The following is a 20,733-nucleotide window of genomic DNA, read 5'->3' as shown; positions in this document are numbered from 1 at the left end:
GCTAAAATTTATTGTTAATGAAAATAGCCGCTCACCATGTGAGCGGCTATTTTTTAGGACGATGATTTAATCATCAGACTAATCACGCTGTTGACTATCAACAACCAGTGTTTGGCTATAACCATTGAGTCCAGTGTTAGCTGACTTAACGACATTTAAGGCTTCAGTAGTAAGCGCATTATTGCCATTTAAGAGATCGTTTAACGTCCCTGATTCACCATTTACTAAGCCTAACTCTCTTAACATCGCATCCACAACGGGCGCATTTGCGCGATAATTTAACGCGGCACTAGTCACTTGTTCAGCGATACCGCCTTGATGTTGAACGCCTTCGCTACCGGCAGTAAATTGATTACCTGTACCATAACCTTGAAGAATTTTAATCCCTTCAATGTTTTCCAGCGGTTTAACGGCTTGTGCGACAATTTCTGGCAGAGCTTTAAGAATGGCAAGGGATTTTTGCAAGGCAATTTGTTCATCACGCAGCACGTTTTCTGCTTCATATAAGGCTTGTTTACCCGCAGCTTCAACGGCATACACTTTTTCATCCGCTTCTGCTTGCAGTTTTTTTGCATCGGCGCTGGCGCGTGCCTCAATCAAAATGGCACTCGATCTGTCTTCAGCGGCACGTTTTTCAGCTTCCGCTTGCACTGTCACACCTACCGCATCACGTTCAGCTTCTTTACGGGCATCAATCACTTCAATTTCTTTACGACGATTGGCTTCGGCTACTTGGCGCGCTGTAATTACCGCTTCTTCTTTCTCAACTTTCAGTTTTTCAGCTTCGGCAGCACGGGCACGGGCTGCGGATTCTTCTTCAGATTTAGCCGCCACAGCGATACGTTTTTCCTGCTCAGAAACTTCAATATCCCGTTGCTGTTGAATACGTGATTGCTCAATGAGCTTATATTTTTCAATCTCGCGGGTTTCGATATCTTTGGTTTTCTCGATTTCTGCGGTTTCGATAGCACGCTCTTTGGCAATCTCGGCTTCGCGTTCTTCACGGGCCTTATTTTCTTTCTGCTTGATGATTTCAGCTTTCTGATCGGCGCGTTTAAATTCTAAGGATTGCTGCTGGATCAAGCGGGCTTCTTCTTCCGACTTTTCAATTTCCAGCGACTCTTTTTCGGCCTCTAAATTACGCTGTTCAATCTTAATACGGTTTTCCTGCTGAATATCGTTGGTCTCTTTACGTTTTTCTTCGATAATCTTCGCCAAACGAGCACGACCTTCAGCATCGAATGCGTTGTTTTCATTAAAAAACTGTAGATCTGTTTGATCAAAACCCGTTAATGAAACCGATTCGAGTTCGAGACCGTTTTTCTCAAGATCGTTAGCCACGTTATTCTGTACACGCTGTACAAAATCGGCACGCTGCTCATGCATCTCTGTCATGGTCATTTCTGCAGCCACGGCACGCAGCACATCAACAAACTTTGATTCCATCAACTTTTTAAGCTCTTCCACTCGGGTAGTGCGCGTACCTAAGGTTTGCGCCGCCATGGAGATACCTTCTGAATTGGGCGCTACACGTAGATAGAAATCGGCTTTCACATCGACCCGCATTCTGTCCTTAGTGATAAGGGCATCTTTTTGGGTTTTCTCAACTTCAATACGCAAAGTATTCATATTGACGGCAATGGTTTCATGCAATACAGGAAGCACAATAGCACCGCCATCTTTTATAATTTTCTCACCACCAAAACCTGTACGTACAAAAGCCATTTCTTTCGTGGCACGCTTATACAGCTTGGCAAAAATCAGCCCGATCACTGTCAGACCGACCACAACCATGGCGGCAATCAGCAAGAAAAAGTAGCTTGAGTTCGTTACATCATTTAATACATCCATTTGATTTCCTTCTCGATTAAAATATGACTTTCAAGATTAATTATCAAAGCGTGTTGCAGACCATACTCGGCCTTCACATCTAAGGAGCACCACTTGGGTGCCTGAGGCAAACTCGATCCCTGAAGTTTCAGGTTCGACTAAAACATAATGTTTTTGTTGATGTTTATCGCGGACAACCGCTTCGGAGGGCATGCCTTTTATGGCACAGCCTAAAGTGATAGTGCCAACATAACCACTAAGATCATCTAGCGATATCGCACTTGATTCATTTTTAGGTAAATGGTCGGCAAGTAATCGCCCTAGATATCGGCAAGCAAAGGCACTTGCCACGACAGCAATTGGCAGTGTAAACAGTTGTGGCAGAAGAACGCCTACGACACTTAAACTGATAAAATTGACGAGATAGCCCGCAATGGCAAAACTGGTCAGTGCAAGCACAAACCAAATCAGCAAAGGGAGCCGATTGAGGCATAACCAACCAGCAATTCCTGTAAGGCCGCCACCCATATCGGGATGATAATCAACATCGGTAGGTACCCATTGATCCAAGGCGCTTAACATGCTTAAACCAATTAAGAGGGCTAAAGCTTCAAACACCCCCAGAAAAAGCACACAGGCAAAAGCAATGGTGTAAGGTAAATTTGGCTGCTCAACTAAAAACGCCCACATAATCATCTCCTTGAACAATACAGCATTCCATTTATGTCACTGTAATTATCAACTTGTGAACGACAGAATAGCAAGATGCGAATCGTTTCTAAATTAAAAATGAACGCTAAAATGGGTTTATTCCTTCCATTTTATGCACCAATGCTATTGCAATTATCCCTGTAAATTCTCAGTCATGTTGAACGAATACAATCAAAACTGACTTAGCCACTTGCTCTGCAAATCGTCGCAATGACCATAGGTTGCGTAGTTGTCATTTCGACAATAGCGATAAATGGCCTTATAAAGTACGTTAAATCCATACTCAATTCTGCAACTTAAGGTTGTTTGGGTATATAATGCCGAGCTTATTTTAATCGGGACACTTTGAACGGGATAAATATCGGCCATGTTACTGCGTGCAATCACCCCACAGGATTGGGATGCCATTTTAGCGATCCAAGATGAGTGTTACTCACAACTGGATCCTGAGCCACTGCATGTACTGCAAAGTAAATGGCAAGTATCACCCCAGTCCTGCTTTGTATTTGAAGTCAATGAGTCCGTTGTTGGTTATTGTTTGGCTCATCCTTGGACCACAAATATGCCACCGGCGTTATATGAGCCTATTACCCATTTACCTAAGGCTGATACCTTATATCTACACGATATTGCGATTTCAGCCAAAGCCCAAGGTTTAGGCGCGGGGACTAAGGCGCTCACCCGATTAAAACTATTAGCGGATCGTTTTAACCTCAACTCATTGTCCTTAGTTGCAGTGCAAGGCGCCGATAGCTACTGGCGAAAAATGGGGTTTAAACCTCACACCATTGATAAGTGTCTTGGCTCTTACACCCATGATGCCATGTACATGATTTATAAAATTAATCATAGAGATTAAAAATGAATCCCACCCTAACAACTATTGGCTTACTCTGTCTTAGCAATATCTTTATGACTTTTGCTTGGTATGGCCATTTAAAAACCCTAGGCTCAAAACCTTGGATTATTGCAGCCTTAGTGAGCTGGGGGATCGCCCTATTTGAATACTTACTACAAGTACCTGCTAACCGTATCGGTTACACGGTAATGAATGTCGGTCAGTTAAAAATTCTGCAAGAAGTCATCACCTTAAGTCTATTTGTGCCCTTTGCCTATTTCTATATGAAAGAACCCTTAAAACTCGATTATCTGTGGGCAGGCTTGTGTATTCTAGGCGCAGTGTATTTTATTTTTAGAAGTGAATTTAATTAATTTCAGGAGTTTTCCCCCATGGCTCGTCAAGTCACTTATACCTTCAAAGGTCAGACTAAAACTATCGCTTTTAGCTACGACAAACACCATGATTTATATGAAGCCGTCGCCGAAGCGGAAGGCATTGACCTTACGAAGTTTTTAGCCATGGAACAACAAATTGCCATGACCTCACGCAAAGGCGCAAAGGCGGAAAAGGATTTTAGAAAAGTTGAATTTGCCCGTTTTGGTTTTAGCAATATTCACTTTGTTCGTGATGAAGAGCCCGAAGCATAAGTATCATTATGCTCTAGTAACACCTTTTTGAGACTAGGATTTGCCAATGTTAAACAGTGAACACGCCAACTTTCCACGGGCAGGCTTTTTTCGCCGATTAGGTGCGGCCATCTATGATCTGTTATTAGCCCTTGCGGTCTATATGTTTGCGGGTGCTATTGGTTTTGGAATATTTTTCGGCCTAACATCTTCAGGGCTGGTCAGTATGAATGGCTTTGAGCATATTTCAGACGCCTTAAATGGTACGCCAATTTACCATGGTATTTATCAATTATGGCTCGCCCTGTGTGTTGGTACTTTCTATGCGCTATTTTGGAGTCGAGGTGGGCAAACCCTAGGTATGCGCGCCTGGCGCCTTAAAATCCAACATCCTAACGGCCAAAATTTAAGCCTGATCACTGCCTATGCTCGCATCATTTGGTCACTGCTTGGCGTTGGTAATTTATGGATTTTGATTAACACAGATAAATTAGCCTTGCAGGATATGATGACACGCTCCGAAGTGGTTGTACTATCAAAGGAAGCCAATCAAATGCGCAACTGGCACGGGGCTTAACCTCCCAGAATCTAGCCAAAATAGCCCATAAAAAACGACGCTTATGCGTCGTTTTTTATGGGCTAAATAGAGGTATCATCGCCGAATAAAGTAGAAGGCAATCCCGGTAAATAGCAAACTCGGCGCCATCGCCCCAACATACGCGGGTAGCTCATAAACAATACTCATAGGGCCAAAGATTTCATTGCTGATGTAAAAGCTAAAACCCGCGACAACACCTAATAATACCCTAGCGCCCATAGTCACAGTACGTAAGGGGCCAAACACAAACGACAGCGCCACTAACATCATGACCCCAACCGTGACAGGCTGCATCAGCTTACGCCCTAACGCTAACTCATAACGACTAGGATCTTGGCTATTGGTTTTAAGGTAGTCGAGATAACCGAGTAAACCTTGAATGGATAGTGCTTCGGGTTTAACAGATACAACACTGAGCTTATCGGGTGTTAAACTCGATTGCCATATATCTTCCTCAAGGTGCTCTAAGGTTACTTGATCATAGGTCAAATCGGTTCGCTTAACATCAAACAAACGCCAACTATCGCGAGTAAATACAGCCCGCTCAGCATGCACAACCTTAGTGAGTTTAAGTTCACTATTGAACTTATAGAGTGTGATATTGTTAAGTTTGGTGATATTTTCCACTTCACCTATATTGACAAACAAATCGCCATCCTTCGCCCATATACCACGGTGGGATTTAATCAAACTACCGCCGGATAGTTTTATCGCTTGCAGCTCGTTAGCCTTTTGCTCTGCAACTGGCGCACCCCACTCACCAAGAGCCATCACCATGAGCATCAGTGGCACAGCAGTCTTCATGGCAGAAAGGGTAATTTGTAAACGAGACAATCCAGATACCTGCATAACCACAAGCTCGGAGTTAGACGCTAACATTCCCATACCAATCAAGGCACCGAGCAGCACAGCCATGGGGAAAAACATTTCAATATCACGGGGGATTAAAAAAAGCACATAAATACCTGCGTCCATCATGGTATAAGTGCCACGTCCCACCAAGCGCAGTTGGTCAACCCACTTAATAATGCCAGACAACCCCGTCAGCACCAGTAAACACAAAGCAGATGTGCTTAAAATCACTCTGGCAATATAAAGGTCTAAGATCTTCATACGGCCACCTTCTTACGTGCCATAGCAGTAGATAAACGTGCAAATAAAGGTCTATCTTTACCCAATAAAAATATTCCCATAATCAGTGCCGATAAATGTATCCACCACATACCTAAATATTGTGGAATAACACCATCTTGTAATGCTTTACGACCTGCTACCATCAATCCAAAATACCCCAAATACAGCAGTACTGCGGGTAACATCTTAGCAAATTTGCCTTGACGCACATTGACCCTTGCTAAAGGCACGGCAATCAACGTCATAATGGGAATCGCAAGGGGAATAGCAAGCCGCCAGTGAAATTCAGCGACTGCTTCTGCGCTTTCAACTTTAAGCAAATCGGTAACGGTCAATGCCGATAATTTACGGCGCCGCTCATCCACCTGCTGCTCTTTAATCTGCATTTTATAGCCACCAAATTCGATCATTTGGTAGTCCTTTAATCTTGGGCTCCCCTGATAACGAACACCGTTATTAAGTTGTAATTGCTGAGCGCCCATATTGTCTTCTAATACGCGACCGTTTTTAGCCACGACAACATTTGTCACCCCCGTTTCATCGGAGGGATCAGGTAGCTGAGCCACAAACACTTTTTCTAATTCATTATCTTTGCCGATACGCTCGACAAACAGTACCGCGCGGCCGTTAGGACTTGCTTGAAAGCGTCCTTGAACTAACGCGGCAAGTCCAGCCTCAGATTGTGCTTTTTCAAGCACTTGATTTTGTTGTTCCTCTGCCCATGGCGTTACGTAAAGCGATAAGTACCCCGTAAACAACATATTCACTACAGCCAGAATTAACGTCACCCGAGTGACATACCATTCACTCACGCCTACGCCATGGAGGATCACCATTTCATTTTCAGAGTACATGCGGCCGTGAGCCACCAAAATACCCAAAAACAAACTTAAGGGTAAAACCAAAACGACTAAGGCGGGGATGTTAAGTCCAATCAGGGTCACAATTAATGAAGCAGGAAATTCGCCATCAGAGGCGTCGGCCAGTATGCGCACAAAATGCTGGCTAATAAAAATAGTTAACAGCACCAAAAGTACGGCAATTTGTGCCTTAAAAACTTCTCGAATAAGGTATCTAAATACAATCACAGGCAGGATCCGGTCTCTAAACTTATCTTTTTGCTGGTAACAGACTAACTTTCATGTAAACTGTCTACTTTTGATAGTTTTCTGACCAGCTTCAGGGGTTCTTGGTAAACTTAAGTTTAATTGCTGTTTAACAAAAACATGCGACTCAAGTACCGAGAATAAATCACCTTTGGAGTAATAACTTAGGCCCTTTTCGGGACAAGCAGACATTATCCAATAAATATAAAAATTTGTCTTTAAGAATCTAGGAGTGCCCATGGAGTTTAGCGTAAAGAGCGGTAGCCCCGAAAAACAACGCTCAGCCTGTATCGTTGTCGGTGTTTATGAACCCCGTCGTCTATCGGGTATCGCGGAGCAATTAGACAAAATTAGTGAGGGTTACATCAGTAACCTATTGCGTCGTGGAGACTTGGAAGGAAAGCCTGGGCAGATGTTATTACTGCACCACGTCCCTAACGTACTAAGCGAACGCGTATTATTAGTTGGCTGTGGCAAAGAACGAGAACTAGACGAACGCCAATATAAGCAGATCATCACTAAGACGATCAACACATTAAATGAAACTGGTTCAATGGAAGCAGTGTGCTTTTTAACTGAATTACACGTTAAAGGCCGAGATACCTATTGGAAAGTACGTCAAGCCGTTGAAACGACAAACAGTAGTTTATATAGCTTCGATGCCCTAAAAACCCGTAAAGGTGAAACGCGCCGCCCTCTACGTAAACTCGTTTTCAATGTCCCTACTCGCCGAGAATTGACTTTAGGCGAACGCGCCATTGAACACGGTATGGCAGTATCTGCCGGTATGCACTTGTGTCGCGATGTCGCAAACATGCCCCCTAATATTTGTAATCCTGCTTATTTGGCCTCTCAAGCTCGTCAACTGGCCGAAGTGCACGAAAATCTACATGTTACTACTATCGGCGAAGAGCAAATGGCCAAACTGGGGATGAACTCATACCTCGCAGTTGGTCGTGCGAGTGCGAATGAATCCATCATGACAGTGATGGAATATAAAGGCGCAATCGACAGCACTGAAAAGCCGATCGTATTGGTTGGAAAGGGGTTAACGTTTGACTCTGGCGGCATTTCATTAAAACCTGGCGAAGCTATGGATGAGATGAAATACGATATGGGTGGTGCAGCGGGTGTTATTGGCACCATGAAAGCCATTTGTGAAATGAATTTACCCATCAACGTCGTGGGCGTACTCGCAGGCTGTGAAAATATGCCTTCGGGGAATGCTTATCGCCCAGGTGATATTCTGACCACAATGTCAGGCCAAACCGTTGAAGTGCTCAATACCGATGCTGAAGGTCGTTTAGTACTATGTGACGTATTAACCTATGTTGAGCGTTTTGAACCTGAGCTGGTTATTGATACAGCGACCCTTACAGGGGCTTGCGTGATAGCCTTAGGTAAGCATGCTTCTGGCCTATTCTCATCGCACAACCCATTGGCACACGAGCTGCTAAATGCAGGTGAACAAAGCGGTGATCGCGCTTGGCGCATGCCTCTTTGGGATGAATATCAAGATATGCTCGACAGCCCATTTGCGGATATGACCAACTTAGGCGGTCGTCCTGCGGGAGCCATTACTGCAGCTTGCTTCCTATCGCGCTTTGCTAAAAAGTACAATTGGGCCCATTTAGATGTGGCGGGCACAGCATGGAATAGTGGCGCCAATAAAGGCTCGACGGGTCGTCCTGTCCCTCTTTTGACTCAATTTTTGATCAATCGTGCTGGCGTTGAATTAGGCGAATAAACTTAATTCAAAGCTAACATATAAACAGGCGAAGATAATCCTCTTCGCCTTTTTTATCTCCTTGAAAATAGAGTTTTTATGATTACTCCTAAGGAACATTAAGCTATCCCTGATTGTTATTTGACAATCCCTCATATTAAACAAGTTTTGATTGACAGCCGCGCCCTAGCCCTTTAGTTTTAACCCCATGAAAACAATGACAGCAACTTTTTTTACTTTCTTTTTTACACCCCCACTCTAGGAGGCGGATTTACTGTGTAAAAACGAAAGTAAAAATCCAAAGCCTCCCAAATGGGAGGCTTTTTTGTCTTAAACGATTGATTAATACACGGCGGCAATTGAGGTCATCATGCATAAACCACAGCCTTTAAATCAAACTCGAGAGCAAATCACCCATCTCGATAATGAACTTCTCTCATTACTCGCCGAGCGCCGCCGCTTAAGTTTAGAAGTTGCCCGCAGTAAAGAGGTTGATGTCAGACCGATTAGGGATACACAAAGAGAAAAAGAACTCCTCGCTAGGCTGGTCAAAGCAGGGAGAGAAAAAGGCCTCGATGCCCATTATGTGATCTCACTTTACCAAAGCATCATTGAAGATTCAGTATTAAATCAACAAGCATATCTGCACGGCCGTGCCAATCCAGAGACACAAAAACAGCAATATTGTATCGCCTACTTGGGTGCTCGAGGCTCCTATTCTTACCTTGCCGCAACGCGTTATTGCCAGCGCCGTCAAGTCGATATGCTGGACTTAGGTTGCCAAAGCTTCGATGAAATAGTGCAAGCAGTAGAATCAGGGCATGCAGATTACGGTTTCCTACCGATTGAAAACACCTCATCGGGTTCCATTAATGAAGTTTATGATGTACTGCAACACACTAGCCTTTCCATCGTCGGCGAAACGACTATCGAAGTCAGCCACTGTCTGTTAGCTAAAGCCGGCAGTAAAATAAGCGACATTAAAACCGTTTACGCCCACCCTCAACCAATTAGTCAATGTAGCAGATACCTAAGCCAGCATAAGGACTTAAGGCTAGAATACTGTTCAAGCAGTGCTGAAGCGATGGAGAGGGTCAATCAGAGCCCAGACAATAGCGCCGCAGCTATTGGTAGCGTCGAAGGTGGTGCGTTATACCAGTTAGAATCCATAGAAGCGGGACTTGCAAATCAGAAGATTAACCAGAGCCGCTTTATTGTTGTCGCCCGAAAAGCCGTTGCCGTGCCAGAACAACTGCCTGCAAAAACCACTTTAATTATGGCAACGGGTCAAAAGGCGGGGGCATTAGTGGAAGCCCTGTTGGTATTGAAAGCTCATCAGCTAAATATGAGTAAACTCGAATCAAGACCGATTCCCGGAACCCCTTGGGAGGAAATGTTTTACCTTGATATTGATGCCAATATTTCTAGTGAAGCGATGCAAGCAGGATTAAAACAATTAGAGCGGATCACTCGATTTATCAAAGTATTAGGTTGTTATCCATGCGAGACGGTAAAACCAACCCAACTGAGCAACAGCCAGCTATTAATTGAACCTAGCACCTCGAAAACCCAAGTGATTAGCGATACCGTTCCCGATGCTAATCCATTTAGATACAGTAAGGCCTACAAAGCACAGGCAAGCGAGATTAACTGCGGCCCTTTCTGCATTGGTGCGGGTAATATCGGCGCAATAGCTAAGATAGTGCTCACACACGAGCAGTCTCACTTAGCATTAACGCAGTTTGAACATAAAATAAAACAGCTTAAAGAAGCGGGATTTCAAGCCGTTATTTTGGACAACATTAACCAGCTTGTCAGTCCAGAACTTATCTTGCCAAAGCTTCGCCAAACGCTGCATCAATACGATCTGTTATGCATTATCGCCATTGAGCAAGCAATTGATATGGTCCTAGCAACTCAGCAGGGCGATATGCTGTTTTTGACAGGTAAACATATGTTTAATCAATCCTTACTCACTCAAGCAGGGACTCTGCCTATCCCACTATTACTTGAACGTAACGATATGGCGAGCTATGAGGAGTTTTTAGCGGCAACGGAAGTCATTTTAAGCCAAGGGAATCAACAGTTGATCCTCTGTGACTCGGGCGTTCGCACCTTCAATAACGCTAATCTTCCTACATTGGATTTAACGAGCCTTATTCAGATAAAAGCCACCAGTCATCTTCCTATCGTCATCAATCCTTGTTACGCCATCGCGGATGAAGCATTGATCTTACAAACCAAAGGTATTAAACAATTAAAAGCCGATGGTTTAGTGCTTAACTGCAACCTAAATGACAATGATTCACTTAAGCTGATGAGTTCAGTTGTAAGAGAACTGTACAACTGACAGGGAAATGTCCCTCTGATAAAGCGTAAATGACCAACTCGTTTGCTGGTCATTTACAGCTATCAAAGCATAAAGCTAACAAAAAAGTGAACCAAACTCGAAAGTGCAAGTAGACAGGAGAGTACAACTAAACTTCGATGCCATCGATAAGGCCCAGCCAGCCTTTAATAATACGATGGCAAAACCAAATAATACCAAACAGATAAATCGAAAGACTGAGCCAAGTTATCGGCACCCAATAGCCAAGCACTAATAAGCCAATAAAGATAAGATTAGAATGTCGCTGCCAACGCAAATGCGATACCAAAAGTGCATTCCCATGAGATTGGCGTTGAGAGAGATTAATAAATAGGCTCAGTAATACAGGCAGTAAAAGTAAGGGAAAGCCCGACATCAATGCATAAAGCAAATGCCCAAGGCTGCGATCTTCAATTTTTGCGGCATAAGTGGTTGTCGTTGTCATTGAGAGACTCCAGCCAGACGAATAGACTAGGCGCAAACAACTACGCCCTTGTCTTTAACCTTACGTTCTCACAGCAAGAATCGCAACTCAGGAGTTAAAATATTTCTGTGTGATGAAAATATATCCTTGGTATTTTTGCGTTCAGAGAACGAGCGTCACATCCGATGTTAGTTTCGTTGAACAGGCCAAAACATAACCCGCTTCAATTTCTGCAGGTGTTAGGGTCATGGTACTACTCGACTCAGTCGTTCCTTCTACCACTTGGCATTTACAAGCCCCACAAACGCCTGAGCGACAAGCGGCAATAATAGGCAAACCTTCGGCTTCAATACCTTCAAGCAAGGTTTGCTCAGGTAATAAGGCTCGCGTTTTATCGCCGATTGATAACATAAAAGACGAACTGGCATTTGCGTGTTCTATGCCCAGTATTTCAGCTTGTTTGACTCGGCTTTGTGCCTCTTTAACCGCAGTAGCAAAACTCTCATGGTGCAATTGGCTCATATCAAACTGAAGCTCGTTAAGGATGCTTTTTACCGATTGCATATAAGGTTCTGGACCACACAAGAATATCGTTCGCTCAGCAAAATCGGGCACTAAATTGCGTAAACTTTCGGCATCTAATCGGCCTGTATCATAGAATATAGGCTCGTTATGCCAAGGTTTGGTGGTAGTGACAGATTCCAACATATAACGAAGTTTAAAACTGCGGTGACGCAGAGCCATGGTTTCTAAGGAGGATTTAAAAATGATATCAACTTCTGTTCGGGCGCTGTGTAAAAAAGCGATATCTGCATCCATTTGACTGTCAGTTAAATATCGCGACATAGAGTACATGGGCGTAATGCCACAACCTGCACTCAAAAAAAGATATTTCTGTGCAGGAATATCAAACAGATTAAACTGACCTGTAGGTGGTAACACTCTGACACTCTGACCAGGCAAAAGATGGTCGATAAGATAGTTAGATACAAGCCCACCAGGGACACGTTTTATCGTTACCATTAAGGAATAAGGCCGCGAAGGCGAAGATGACAAGGTATAACTACGGCAAGCCTGTTCCCCATTAATCTCAAGCACAAAGGTCATAAACTGCCCCGGCTTGTAATCAAACTTCATTGGCTCACCCGCCTGAAAACGAAAACTCACCACATCAGCAGTTTCTTCCCAACGCTCAACACACACTAAATGATTGAAGCTCCCCTTTAGCTTGGGAGCAATAGATAAAGCCTCTGCTTTCGATATTACACTCATATTCATAGCAATTTTACCCACGAAAAACTGCGGTTTTACCCATTCAGCTAAAACCGCAACTAACCAATAGTTCTAGGCTGAGTTAAGCCACGTTTAGCATGGTCTTTAAGTCCGCCTCAACGGTGGTAGTGTTTCTTAAACCAAACTTATCTTCTAAAATTTTGGCTAAGTTTGCCGTTAAGAAAGCAGGAGGTGTTGGCCCTGTCCGGATATTTTTAACGCCAAGAGAAAGCAAGGTCAGCAATACAACAATGGCTTTTTGCTCAAACCAAGAAAGCACTAAGCTCAGAGGTAATTCATTGATATCACATTCAAACACTTCAGCTAATGCAATCGCTAACTGGATCGCAGAATAAGCATCGTTACATTGACCCACATCGAGCAAACGCGGAATACCGTTAATATCACCAAATTCGAGTTTATTGAACTTATACTTACCACAACCTAGCGTCAGGATTATTGAATCCTTAGGTGTAGATTTAGCAAGTTCAGTAAAGTAGCTTCTGTCGGCTTTATCACCGTCACAACCACCCACAAGGAAAAAGTGTTTTATTGAACCATTTTTCACATTTTCAACCACAGCAGGGGCTGCCGCCATTAACGCATTGCGAGCAAAACCTATGGTGATTTTGTGCGGAATTTCATCGTAATTAAAACCCTCTAAAGCAAGTGCTTTATCAATTACTGCCGAGAAGTCATCACCGATGATGTGCATAACGCCAGGCCAGCCAACGATGCTGCGAGTAAAAATACGATCGCTATAACTGCCCACATTTGGATCAATAATGCAGTTTGATGTCATTACCACAGCGCCAGGAAAATTGGCAAATTCCTTCTGTTGGTTCTGCCAAGCACTGCCATAGTTACCAACCAGGTGAGGATATTTTTTAAACGCGGGATATGCCAGTGCTGGTAACATTTCACCATGGGTATAGACATTAATGCCCTTACCTACAGTTTGTTCAAGAATAAGCTCTAAGTCCTTCATATCATGGCCTGAGACTAAAATCGCCTTGCCTTTAACTGACTTAGTATTCACCACCGTTGGTTCGGGGTGACCGAAGGATTGGGTTTCACCCGCATCGAGCATCGCCATAATACGGTAATTTAATTGACCAATTTCCATCGCTGTGGCAAATAACTTATCCCCATCGACACTCGACTCACCTAAGAATGCCATGATTTCGTGAAATCGGCCCGCAACCTCAGCGTCTGTTTGGTCAAGCACTCGAGCATGCTCCATATAGGCTGCGGCGCCTTTAAGGCCATATAAGCAGAGTAATCTTAAACCAAGAATATCTTCATGGATTTCATGCTTGTCTTTATTCAATAACGCGATAGGTGCCTGAGAGAGCATTTCAACTTTACTGGTGCCCAACACTAACTGTGCCACTTCTGGCACTTGCTCTGCCACTTTTCCCGCTCTTTCACAGGCTAATTCATAAGCCGCTTTCAAACTAGCGCGGTATTTAGCAGCCTGCTGTGCATAAGCGACTATGCGCTCATCATCAAAGTTAACGTTAGTCAGAGTAGAAAAGAATGCTTTAGGTACGAAACTATCGATTTCGGCATCGACAATACCTAACTCACGGGCCTTAACCGCATACACTGAAACCCCTTGCAGCATATAAATCAATAAATCCTGCAAGTCAGATGTCGCGGCCAACTTGCCACACATACCTTGAGAATAGCTACAACCATTACCTGCTGGTGTACGAATAGTTTGCTCACACTGAATACAAAACATGGATAGACTCCTAATTTAAATTCATGCTTTATTTATGCATGTTTAAACTTAGTCTACCGAAACCCTGTACAAGCGATAGATATTTTTAAAATCCTCTCTCAAATTTGCGAGGGTCATCACCTTAAGCGATCACTAATATTAAATGTGACAACGTCGAACTTGACATAACAAAACGCCCATCAATGATGGGCGTTTTTATGGCGTAACATATTATTAATTAATTGGTTTTCATATCATTGACCGATTGCAGCATAATACGACTTTCGCGCTGAAATTGCGGTGCAAAATCCCCAAACCACTGAGCAACAGCTTGGAACTGCTTAATAAACTCGTTCCTGTCACCCCGTTTGAGCAGCTCTAGGGCTTCACGGTAGTTATCTAAATAATCGCCAATTGCATGCTGACTATCTTGCTGAGCAAAAATAATATCAGCGTAAAGCTCTGGGCTTTGGGCAAATAAACGCCCTACCATAGCGAGCTCTAAACGATAAATTGGCGAACTAAATTGCAACAGCGTCTCAATATCCGCCTCTTCCTTGCAAAGATTTAACCCATATACAAAGGTTGAGAAATGGCGCATCGCCTGTACCAATTGCATCGCACTGTCGTGACGCGCTGGCTCAGCTTCGACAATCCGAGCCCCCCAAATGGCGATCTGTTCGAGTAGCCATTGATATTTTTCCGGCGAGCGGCCATGACAAACAACAACAACTTGTTTCGCCAAACTGCCCACATCAGGACCAAACATAGGATGAAAACCAACGACGGGACCAGAATGCGCCTCAAGCATGGCTTTAACTGGCTCAGTCTTGATAGAGGTCAAATCGGCCAAAATGCAATCTGCTGGTAACTGAGTCAGTTTTTCACGAATAAGCTCGCAGGTAATCGCTATCGGCACAGTCACTAATACCATACCCGCATCGGCAAATAAGCTATCCGCTTGTTGCCAATCGTCTTTATCGAGCAGGTTTACTTGGTAGCCAGATAAGGTCAGCATTTGTGAAAATAGTCCACCAAGCTGGCCTTTACCACCGATAATCACCACAGTTCCTAGATCTTTTTTCACTTGTTTAAAGCCAACATCTTTCTCATTAAGATAAGACTCACGCATCAAACGACGCAAAATATCTTCGATCAACTGCGGCTCAATTCCTAGGGCTTTTGCTTCATCACGGCGTTTAGCTAGCATGGCAGCTTCACGCTGCGGTGCATAAATGGGTAAACCAGCGCCGTGTTTCACCGTGCCCACTTGTGCAACGAGATCCAAGCGCTTACGCAGTAAATGCAGTAATTGCTGATCGACACCATCAATTAAGCTTCGAAGATGTTCTAATTCGGCCGTTGTTTTTTCATTCATACATAGGATCCATTAGGCACTGGCGATATTAAGCATTCGCCACTTTGAGCATATCGAAACGAGTCGGGAGTACTGAAGATAACTTCGATGCACCCTCCCGTAAAATGGTTTCTGTTTTTTCCCAATTAATACAAGAATCTGTCACAGAAACGCCATATGCCAATTCATTTAATGGCCTGTCACAGCTTTGATTACCTTCATTTAAATGACTTTCTAGCATGACGCCAATGATCGACTTATTGCCGTTATAAATTTGCTCGAATACATTTTCACATACGGGTATCTGCCGGGTGTAATCCTTCGATGAATTACCATGGCTGCAATCGATGATCAAACGTGCATTGAGTTTCGCTTTGTGAAGCTGCGCCTCACACTCTGCCACACTCGTCGCATCATAGTTGGGCGTTGCACCACCGCGTAAAATCACATGTCCATCTGGATTACCTGCGGTTTGCAGCAAAGCAACTTGACCCTGTTGGTTAATGCCCATAAATCTGTGGCTACTGGCCGCCGATTTTAGCGCATTAATCGCTACATCGAGCTTACCATCGGTGCCATTTTTAAAGCCCACCGGCATAGACAGACCCGATGCCATTTCCCTATGGGTTTGCGATTCAGTGGTGCGAGCGCCAATAGCAGACCAAGTGACTAATTCAGAAATGTATTGTGGGCTAATAGGATCGAGTGCTTCAGTGGCGACGGGCAGCTCAAGCTCGGCGAGCCAAATCATCAGTTCACGCGCCATCTTTAAGCCTTTTTCGACATCGAAGGATTCGTCCATATCGGGGTCGTTAATCATGCCCTTCCAACCGACCGTAGTACGCGGCTTTTCAAAGTAGACTCGCATTAAGATGTAAAACTCATCACTGAGTTCATCGTGCAGAGTTTTAAGCCTTAAAGCGTATTCTTTTGCAGCGGCGATATCATGTATGGAGCAAGGTCCTGCCACAATCAACACACGGTTATCACGTTTATGGACAATATCAGCCACAGTTTTACGGGCATTAAGAATATAACGATAGGCATGCTCAGACAGTGGCAAGGCATTTTTAAGCTCTTGCGGCGTGATTAAGACTTTCTCTGAACTGATGTGTACGTTGTTAATCGTATCCTGCTGCATGCTTACCACCTGAGGCTATTAATTCGGAATAATTTGGAGCACAAGTTCAAATCACTCAATGTCCATGAGGAATAAGGAAAAGTATTCCCTACCCAGTTGCAATACCGTAACGCTACACCATTACAACAAGGCGACAACTATGCCTGCAAACAAAATTAAGATCAAGGAAGAATTAAACAGTAAAAACAAAAAACCGCCACTAGGGCGGTTTTCTGTGCGAACACTACGTCTTGTTTTCTGTAACTGGAACTATTATTTAGTTGCCAATTTCTCACGGATACGTGCAGATTTACCTGAACGATCACGTAAGTAGTACAGTTTGGCGCGACGAACGCGGCCACGACGCTTAACTTCAATGCTTGCGATCAGAGGGCTGTGCGTTTGGAATGCACGCTCAACACCTTCACCATTAGAGATTTTACGTACTGTGAATGCAGAGTGCAGACCACGGTTACGTTTAGCAATTACAACGCCTTCGAAAGCCTGTAAACGCTCTTTGTCACCTTCTTTAACACGAACCTGAACGACTACTGTATCACCAGCACCAAACGCAGGAACGTCTTGTTTCATTTGCTCATCGTTGAGCATTTTAATGATGTTGTTCATAACTTACTCCGTTCTAGAATTAACTGAGCTACGACTAAGCATGCTTGTCCATTGCTTCAACGAACTGCGCTAAAAGAGTCGATTGTTCGTCAGTCAGAGCTAGATTTTGCAATAATTCTGGTCGTCGCAGTAAAGTCCTACTAAGGCTTTGCTGTAAACGCCAGAGTCTAATTTGTTCGTGGTTGCCACTTAGCAGCACTGCGGGTACATCGAGTCCATCAAGGCTTTCAGGGCGAGTGTAATGAGGACAATCCAGTAAACCGTCGGAGAAAGAATCTTGCTCCGCCGAAGCTTGTTTTCCTAGCACACCAGGAACCAATCTCGATACTGCATCTATCATGGTCATCGCAGGTAATTCGCCGCCCGAAAGCACGTAATCCCCAACCGACCATTCTTCATCCACTTCCGTTTGAATGATGCGCTCATCAATACCTTCGTACCGACCACACACCAAAATCAACCGGGATGATTTAGCCAACTCAGTCACGCCTTGCTGATCCAGCTTGCGTCCTTGAGGTGACAAATAAATCACCTTTGCCTCTTCGCCTGCAGCAGCTTTCGCAGCATGAATGGCATCGCGTAAGGGTTGCACCATCATCAACATGCCGGGACCACCGCCGTAAGGCCTGTCATCTACCGTATTATGTCTATCATGGGTGAAATCACGGGGATTCCACGTGTGCAACTCAAGCAGGCCGTTTTTCACGGCTCGACCCGTAACACCAAAGTCTGTAACGGCACGAAACATCTCTGGGAACAGGGTTATTACCCCTAACCACATCTGTTGTACCTCGACTTAGAAGTCAGGATCCCAATCCACTAAAATCTGTTTACCTTGCACATCCACCGTTTTGATGAATTGCTCAGGGACAAAGGGGATCATACGTTCCACTTTGCCGAAACTATCTTTAGCGTTGGCTTTAACCAGTAATACGTCATTCGATCCTGTTTCCACGATCTGATCGACGATCCCCATGTTATAACCTGTTGTATTGACCACTTCGCAACCGATAAGATCACGCCAATAGAATTCATCTTCTGGCAATGCATCCATCTGTTCCGGTAAAATCGCTATCTCACAATTTGTGAGCATTTGCGCTTGCTCCCGGGTATTGACACCTTCAAGCTCGGCAACAACTGCCTTACCTTGGTATCGCCACTGAGTGACCTTTACTTCCCGCCATTCACCATTTTCTTTAATAAGCCAAGGTGAATAATCAAAGATACCTTCAACAGAATCGGTATAGGCGGTGATTCTCAGCCAACCTTTAATGCCATGACAGGAGCCTAATTTCCCCAGTACGACTGGCTGTTGGTTACTGCTCATCAATCTATACCTTAACGCTATTAAGCAGTTGCTTTACGAGCGTCTTTGATCAATTTTGCTACACGTTCTGTTGTAGCAGCACCGTTAGAAACCCAGTGCTCAACGCGTGCTAGATCTAAACGTAAAGTTTCTTCTTGGCCACGGGCCAATGGGTTGAAGAAACCAACACGCTCAATGAAACGACCGTCACGAGCGTTACGGCTGTCAGCAACAACGATGTTGTAAAATGGACGCTTTTTAGCGCCGCCACGAGCTAAACGAATGGTAACCATGCGTTTTCAATCCTCTAATGATTTGCTTGAAGCAAAAATAAAAACTGGAACCCCGTGTTCGCGAAGAGTCCCAGATAGAAAGCCGGAAGATTTTACCTGACTTTTCAACGAATGCAACCCAATCTGGCGATTATTAAGCCTGCCCCTTTGATGCCTTCGTCATCATAGTCAGAATCAACCAACTGATAATGCATTAACTTTAGTAAAAATAGATAGGATTAGCGTCCTGGAAATTTCATACCGCCCGGCATCATGCCACGCATTCCGCGCATCATTTTTTGCATGCCGCCCTTGGCCGACATTTTTTTCATCATCTTTTGCATTTGAGTAAACTGTTTCAATAAACGGTTTACGTCTTGAATTTGCGTGCCAGAACCCGCTGCAATACGACGCTTGCGTGAGCCCTTGATTAAATCAGGGTTTTTACGCTCCTTGGAAGTCATCGAATTAATGATAGCTTCCATTTGGCCGGTCATCTTGCCATCTTGAATTTGCGCGAGGGCTTCAGGCGGCAACTGACCAACACCTGGCAGTTTTTCCAGCATGTTCATCATACCGCCCATGTTTTTCATTTGCTGTAACTGTTCACGGAAATCCTCTAAATCGAAACTGCCACCTTGCTTCACTTTCGATGCGAGTTTCATGGCCTTTTCTTTATCGACGCCACGTTCAACTTCTTCGATAAGCGATAACACATCGCCCATACCCAAAATGCGTGAAGCGATACGGTCTGGGTGGAATGGCTCTAACGCGTCTGTCTTTTCACCCACACCAAGGAATTTAATCGGCTTGCCCGTAATGTGGCGAATCGATAACGCCGCACCACCGCGGGCATCGCCATCGACTTTGGTTAAGATAACCCCAGTCAATGGCAAAGCTTCATTAAAGGCCTTAGCGGTGTTTGCCGCATCTTGCCCTGTCATCGCATCGACAACAAATAGTGTTTCGATAGGTTTAACCGCAGCATGAAGTGCCTTGATTTCATCCATCATGGCTTCGTCGACGTGTAGACGACCCGCCGTATCGATGATCACTACATCAATAAATTTCAGTTTTGCGTGGGCAATAGCCGCTTTCGCAATATCTATCGGTTTTTGACTCACATCCGATGGGAAAAACTCGACATCGACCTCAGCGGCTAAGGTTTCAAGCTGCTTAATCGCTGCTGGACGATATACGTCTGCACTAACGACTAATACGGATTTCTTATGGCGAGTGCGCAGCAATTTACCAAGCTTGGCGACGCTAGTCGTTTTACCGGCACCTTGCAGACCCGCCATCATTAATACGGCTGGCGGTTGAGTGGCTAAATCGAGGGCTTCGTTCGCTTCGCCCATGGATTTTTCAAGTTCGCTTTGAACAATCTTAATAAAGGCTTGACCAGGGCTTAAGCTTTTAGCCACTTCTTGGCCAACGGCACGTTCTTTCACATTGTTAACAAATTCACGCACCACAGGCAGGGCAACATCCGCCTCCAGCAGTGCCATACGCACTTCGCGCAGGGTTTCCTTAACGTTTTCTTCGGTTAAGCGACCACGGCCACTGATATTTTTCAGCGTGCGTGACAGTCTGTCGGTTAGGTTCTCAAACATCGTCCTGTTCTATACCTTTAAGAATCTCGATTAATGCCTGTATTATAACGATGCGGGCGCATTATGCTACTGCCAC

Annotated in this window: 20 protein-coding genes and 1 other annotated feature; of the genes, 6 read left to right on the top strand and 14 right to left on the bottom strand. The window is 44.3% G+C overall.

Annotated features, from left to right (window positions below; genetic code table 11):
* Positions 1-78: 78 nt before the first annotated feature.
* Both MZ182_RS05650 and MZ182_RS05645 read right to left on the bottom strand, forming a co-directional pair.
* Complete coding sequence (locus tag MZ182_RS05650; RefSeq protein ID WP_248065609.1) at positions 79-1,851, bottom strand: flotillin family protein; 1,773 nt, start codon at positions 1,849-1,851, stop codon at positions 79-81.
* A 36-nt stretch (positions 1,852-1,887) separates the two neighbouring features.
* Entirely contained in the window at positions 1,888-2,520 is a 633-nt protein-coding gene (locus tag MZ182_RS05645) for a YqiJ family protein (RefSeq protein ID WP_248065608.1), read from the bottom strand.
* A gap of 388 nt (positions 2,521-2,908) precedes the next feature.
* Here MZ182_RS05645 and MZ182_RS05640 point away from each other — a divergent pair, with 388 nt between their 5' ends.
* Genes MZ182_RS05640 through MZ182_RS05625 form a run of 4 tightly spaced genes read left to right on the top strand, consistent with a single transcriptional unit; the run spans position 2,909 to position 4,585 of the window.
* On the top strand, positions 2,909-3,400 hold the full coding sequence (locus MZ182_RS05640; RefSeq protein ID WP_011790251.1) for a GNAT family N-acetyltransferase: 492 nt from the start codon (positions 2,909-2,911) through the stop codon (positions 3,398-3,400).
* Between the two features lie 2 nt (positions 3,401-3,402).
* Positions 3,403-3,753, top strand: a complete 351-nt coding sequence (locus MZ182_RS05635) for a DMT family protein (RefSeq protein WP_006082592.1) — start codon at positions 3,403-3,405, stop codon at positions 3,751-3,753.
* Positions 3,754-3,771: 18 nt separating this feature from the next.
* Complete coding sequence (locus MZ182_RS05630) at positions 3,772-4,029, top strand: DUF2960 domain-containing protein (RefSeq protein WP_007646407.1); 258 nt, start codon at positions 3,772-3,774, stop codon at positions 4,027-4,029.
* 46 nt (positions 4,030-4,075) lie between these two features.
* Positions 4,076-4,585 (top strand): RDD family protein, encoded by a 510-nt coding sequence (locus MZ182_RS05625; protein WP_011790253.1) that lies wholly within the window; start codon positions 4,076-4,078, stop codon positions 4,583-4,585.
* A gap of 75 nt (positions 4,586-4,660) precedes the next feature.
* Here MZ182_RS05625 and lptG read toward each other — a convergent pair whose 3' ends face one another.
* Both lptG and lptF read right to left on the bottom strand, forming a co-directional pair.
* Entirely contained in the window at positions 4,661-5,719 is a 1,059-nt protein-coding gene (gene lptG, locus MZ182_RS05620; RefSeq protein ID WP_011790254.1) for an LPS export ABC transporter permease LptG, read from the bottom strand.
* Positions 5,716-6,828 (bottom strand): LPS export ABC transporter permease LptF, encoded by a 1,113-nt coding sequence (lptF, locus tag MZ182_RS05615; RefSeq protein WP_011918898.1) that lies wholly within the window; start codon positions 6,826-6,828, stop codon positions 5,716-5,718. The genes lptG and lptF overlap by 4 nt, the downstream gene beginning before the upstream one ends.
* Positions 6,829-7,084: 256 nt before the next feature.
* On the opposite strand from lptF, the gene pepA reads away from it, so the two are divergent.
* Entirely contained in the window at positions 7,085-8,593 is a 1,509-nt protein-coding gene (gene pepA, locus MZ182_RS05610) for a leucyl aminopeptidase (RefSeq protein ID WP_011790256.1), read from the top strand.
* 189 nt (positions 8,594-8,782) lie between these two features.
* Positions 8,783-8,902: a sequence feature (Phe leader region), on the top strand.
* A gap of 40 nt (positions 8,903-8,942) precedes the next feature.
* On the top strand, positions 8,943-10,922 hold the full coding sequence (locus MZ182_RS05605; RefSeq protein WP_248065607.1) for a chorismate mutase: 1,980 nt from the start codon (positions 8,943-8,945) through the stop codon (positions 10,920-10,922).
* Positions 10,923-11,049: 127 nt separating this feature from the next.
* Here the strand turns inward: MZ182_RS05605 and MZ182_RS05600 are convergent, their stop codons facing one another.
* The 10 genes from MZ182_RS05600 to ffh form a co-directional block, all read right to left on the bottom strand.
* The gene (locus MZ182_RS05600; protein WP_011790258.1) at positions 11,050-11,385 is read right to left on the bottom strand and encodes a hypothetical protein; all 336 of its coding nucleotides are present in this window, start codon (positions 11,383-11,385) and stop codon (positions 11,050-11,052) included.
* Positions 11,386-11,526: 141 nt separating this feature from the next.
* The gene (locus MZ182_RS05595) at positions 11,527-12,642 is read right to left on the bottom strand and encodes a hybrid-cluster NAD(P)-dependent oxidoreductase (RefSeq protein ID WP_014610128.1); all 1,116 of its coding nucleotides are present in this window, start codon (positions 12,640-12,642) and stop codon (positions 11,527-11,529) included.
* A gap of 76 nt (positions 12,643-12,718) precedes the next feature.
* Positions 12,719-14,383, bottom strand: a complete 1,665-nt coding sequence (gene hcp / locus MZ182_RS05590) for a hydroxylamine reductase (RefSeq protein WP_011790260.1) — start codon at positions 14,381-14,383, stop codon at positions 12,719-12,721.
* A gap of 217 nt (positions 14,384-14,600) precedes the next feature.
* Positions 14,601-15,740 (bottom strand): bifunctional chorismate mutase/prephenate dehydrogenase, encoded by a 1,140-nt coding sequence (gene tyrA / locus MZ182_RS05585; RefSeq protein ID WP_014610126.1) that lies wholly within the window; start codon positions 15,738-15,740, stop codon positions 14,601-14,603.
* 28 nt (positions 15,741-15,768) lie between these two features.
* Positions 15,769-16,860, bottom strand: coding sequence for a 3-deoxy-7-phosphoheptulonate synthase (locus MZ182_RS05580; protein ID WP_248065606.1), 1,092 nt, complete (start codon positions 16,858-16,860; stop codon positions 15,769-15,771).
* Between the two features lie 252 nt (positions 16,861-17,112).
* Complete coding sequence (gene rplS, locus MZ182_RS05575; protein ID WP_006080791.1) at positions 17,113-17,466, bottom strand: 50S ribosomal protein L19; 354 nt, start codon at positions 17,464-17,466, stop codon at positions 17,113-17,115.
* 34 nt (positions 17,467-17,500) lie between these two features.
* Positions 17,501-18,247: a tRNA (guanosine(37)-N1)-methyltransferase TrmD gene (trmD, locus tag MZ182_RS05570; protein ID WP_248065605.1), complete on the bottom strand. Its 747-nt coding sequence runs from the start codon at positions 18,245-18,247 to the stop codon at positions 17,501-17,503.
* 15 nt (positions 18,248-18,262) lie between these two features.
* Complete coding sequence (rimM, locus tag MZ182_RS05565; RefSeq protein WP_011790264.1) at positions 18,263-18,793, bottom strand: ribosome maturation factor RimM; 531 nt, start codon at positions 18,791-18,793, stop codon at positions 18,263-18,265.
* Positions 18,794-18,813: 20 nt separating this feature from the next.
* Positions 18,814-19,065 carry a 30S ribosomal protein S16 gene (gene rpsP / locus MZ182_RS05560; protein ID WP_011790265.1) on the bottom strand — a complete coding sequence of 84 codons (252 nt, stop codon included), beginning with the start codon at positions 19,063-19,065 and terminating at the stop codon, positions 18,814-18,816.
* A 218-nt stretch (positions 19,066-19,283) separates the two neighbouring features.
* Positions 19,284-20,657, bottom strand: a complete 1,374-nt coding sequence (gene ffh, locus MZ182_RS05555) for a signal recognition particle protein (protein ID WP_011790266.1) — start codon at positions 20,655-20,657, stop codon at positions 19,284-19,286.
* Positions 20,658-20,733: the final 76 nt, after the last annotated feature.

This window comes from Shewanella sp. JNE2 (assembly GCF_023159115.1).
Taxonomy (GTDB): Bacteria; Pseudomonadota; Gammaproteobacteria; order Enterobacterales; family Shewanellaceae; genus Shewanella; species Shewanella putrefaciens.
This window is presented reverse-complemented; position numbering and strand designations above follow the sequence as displayed.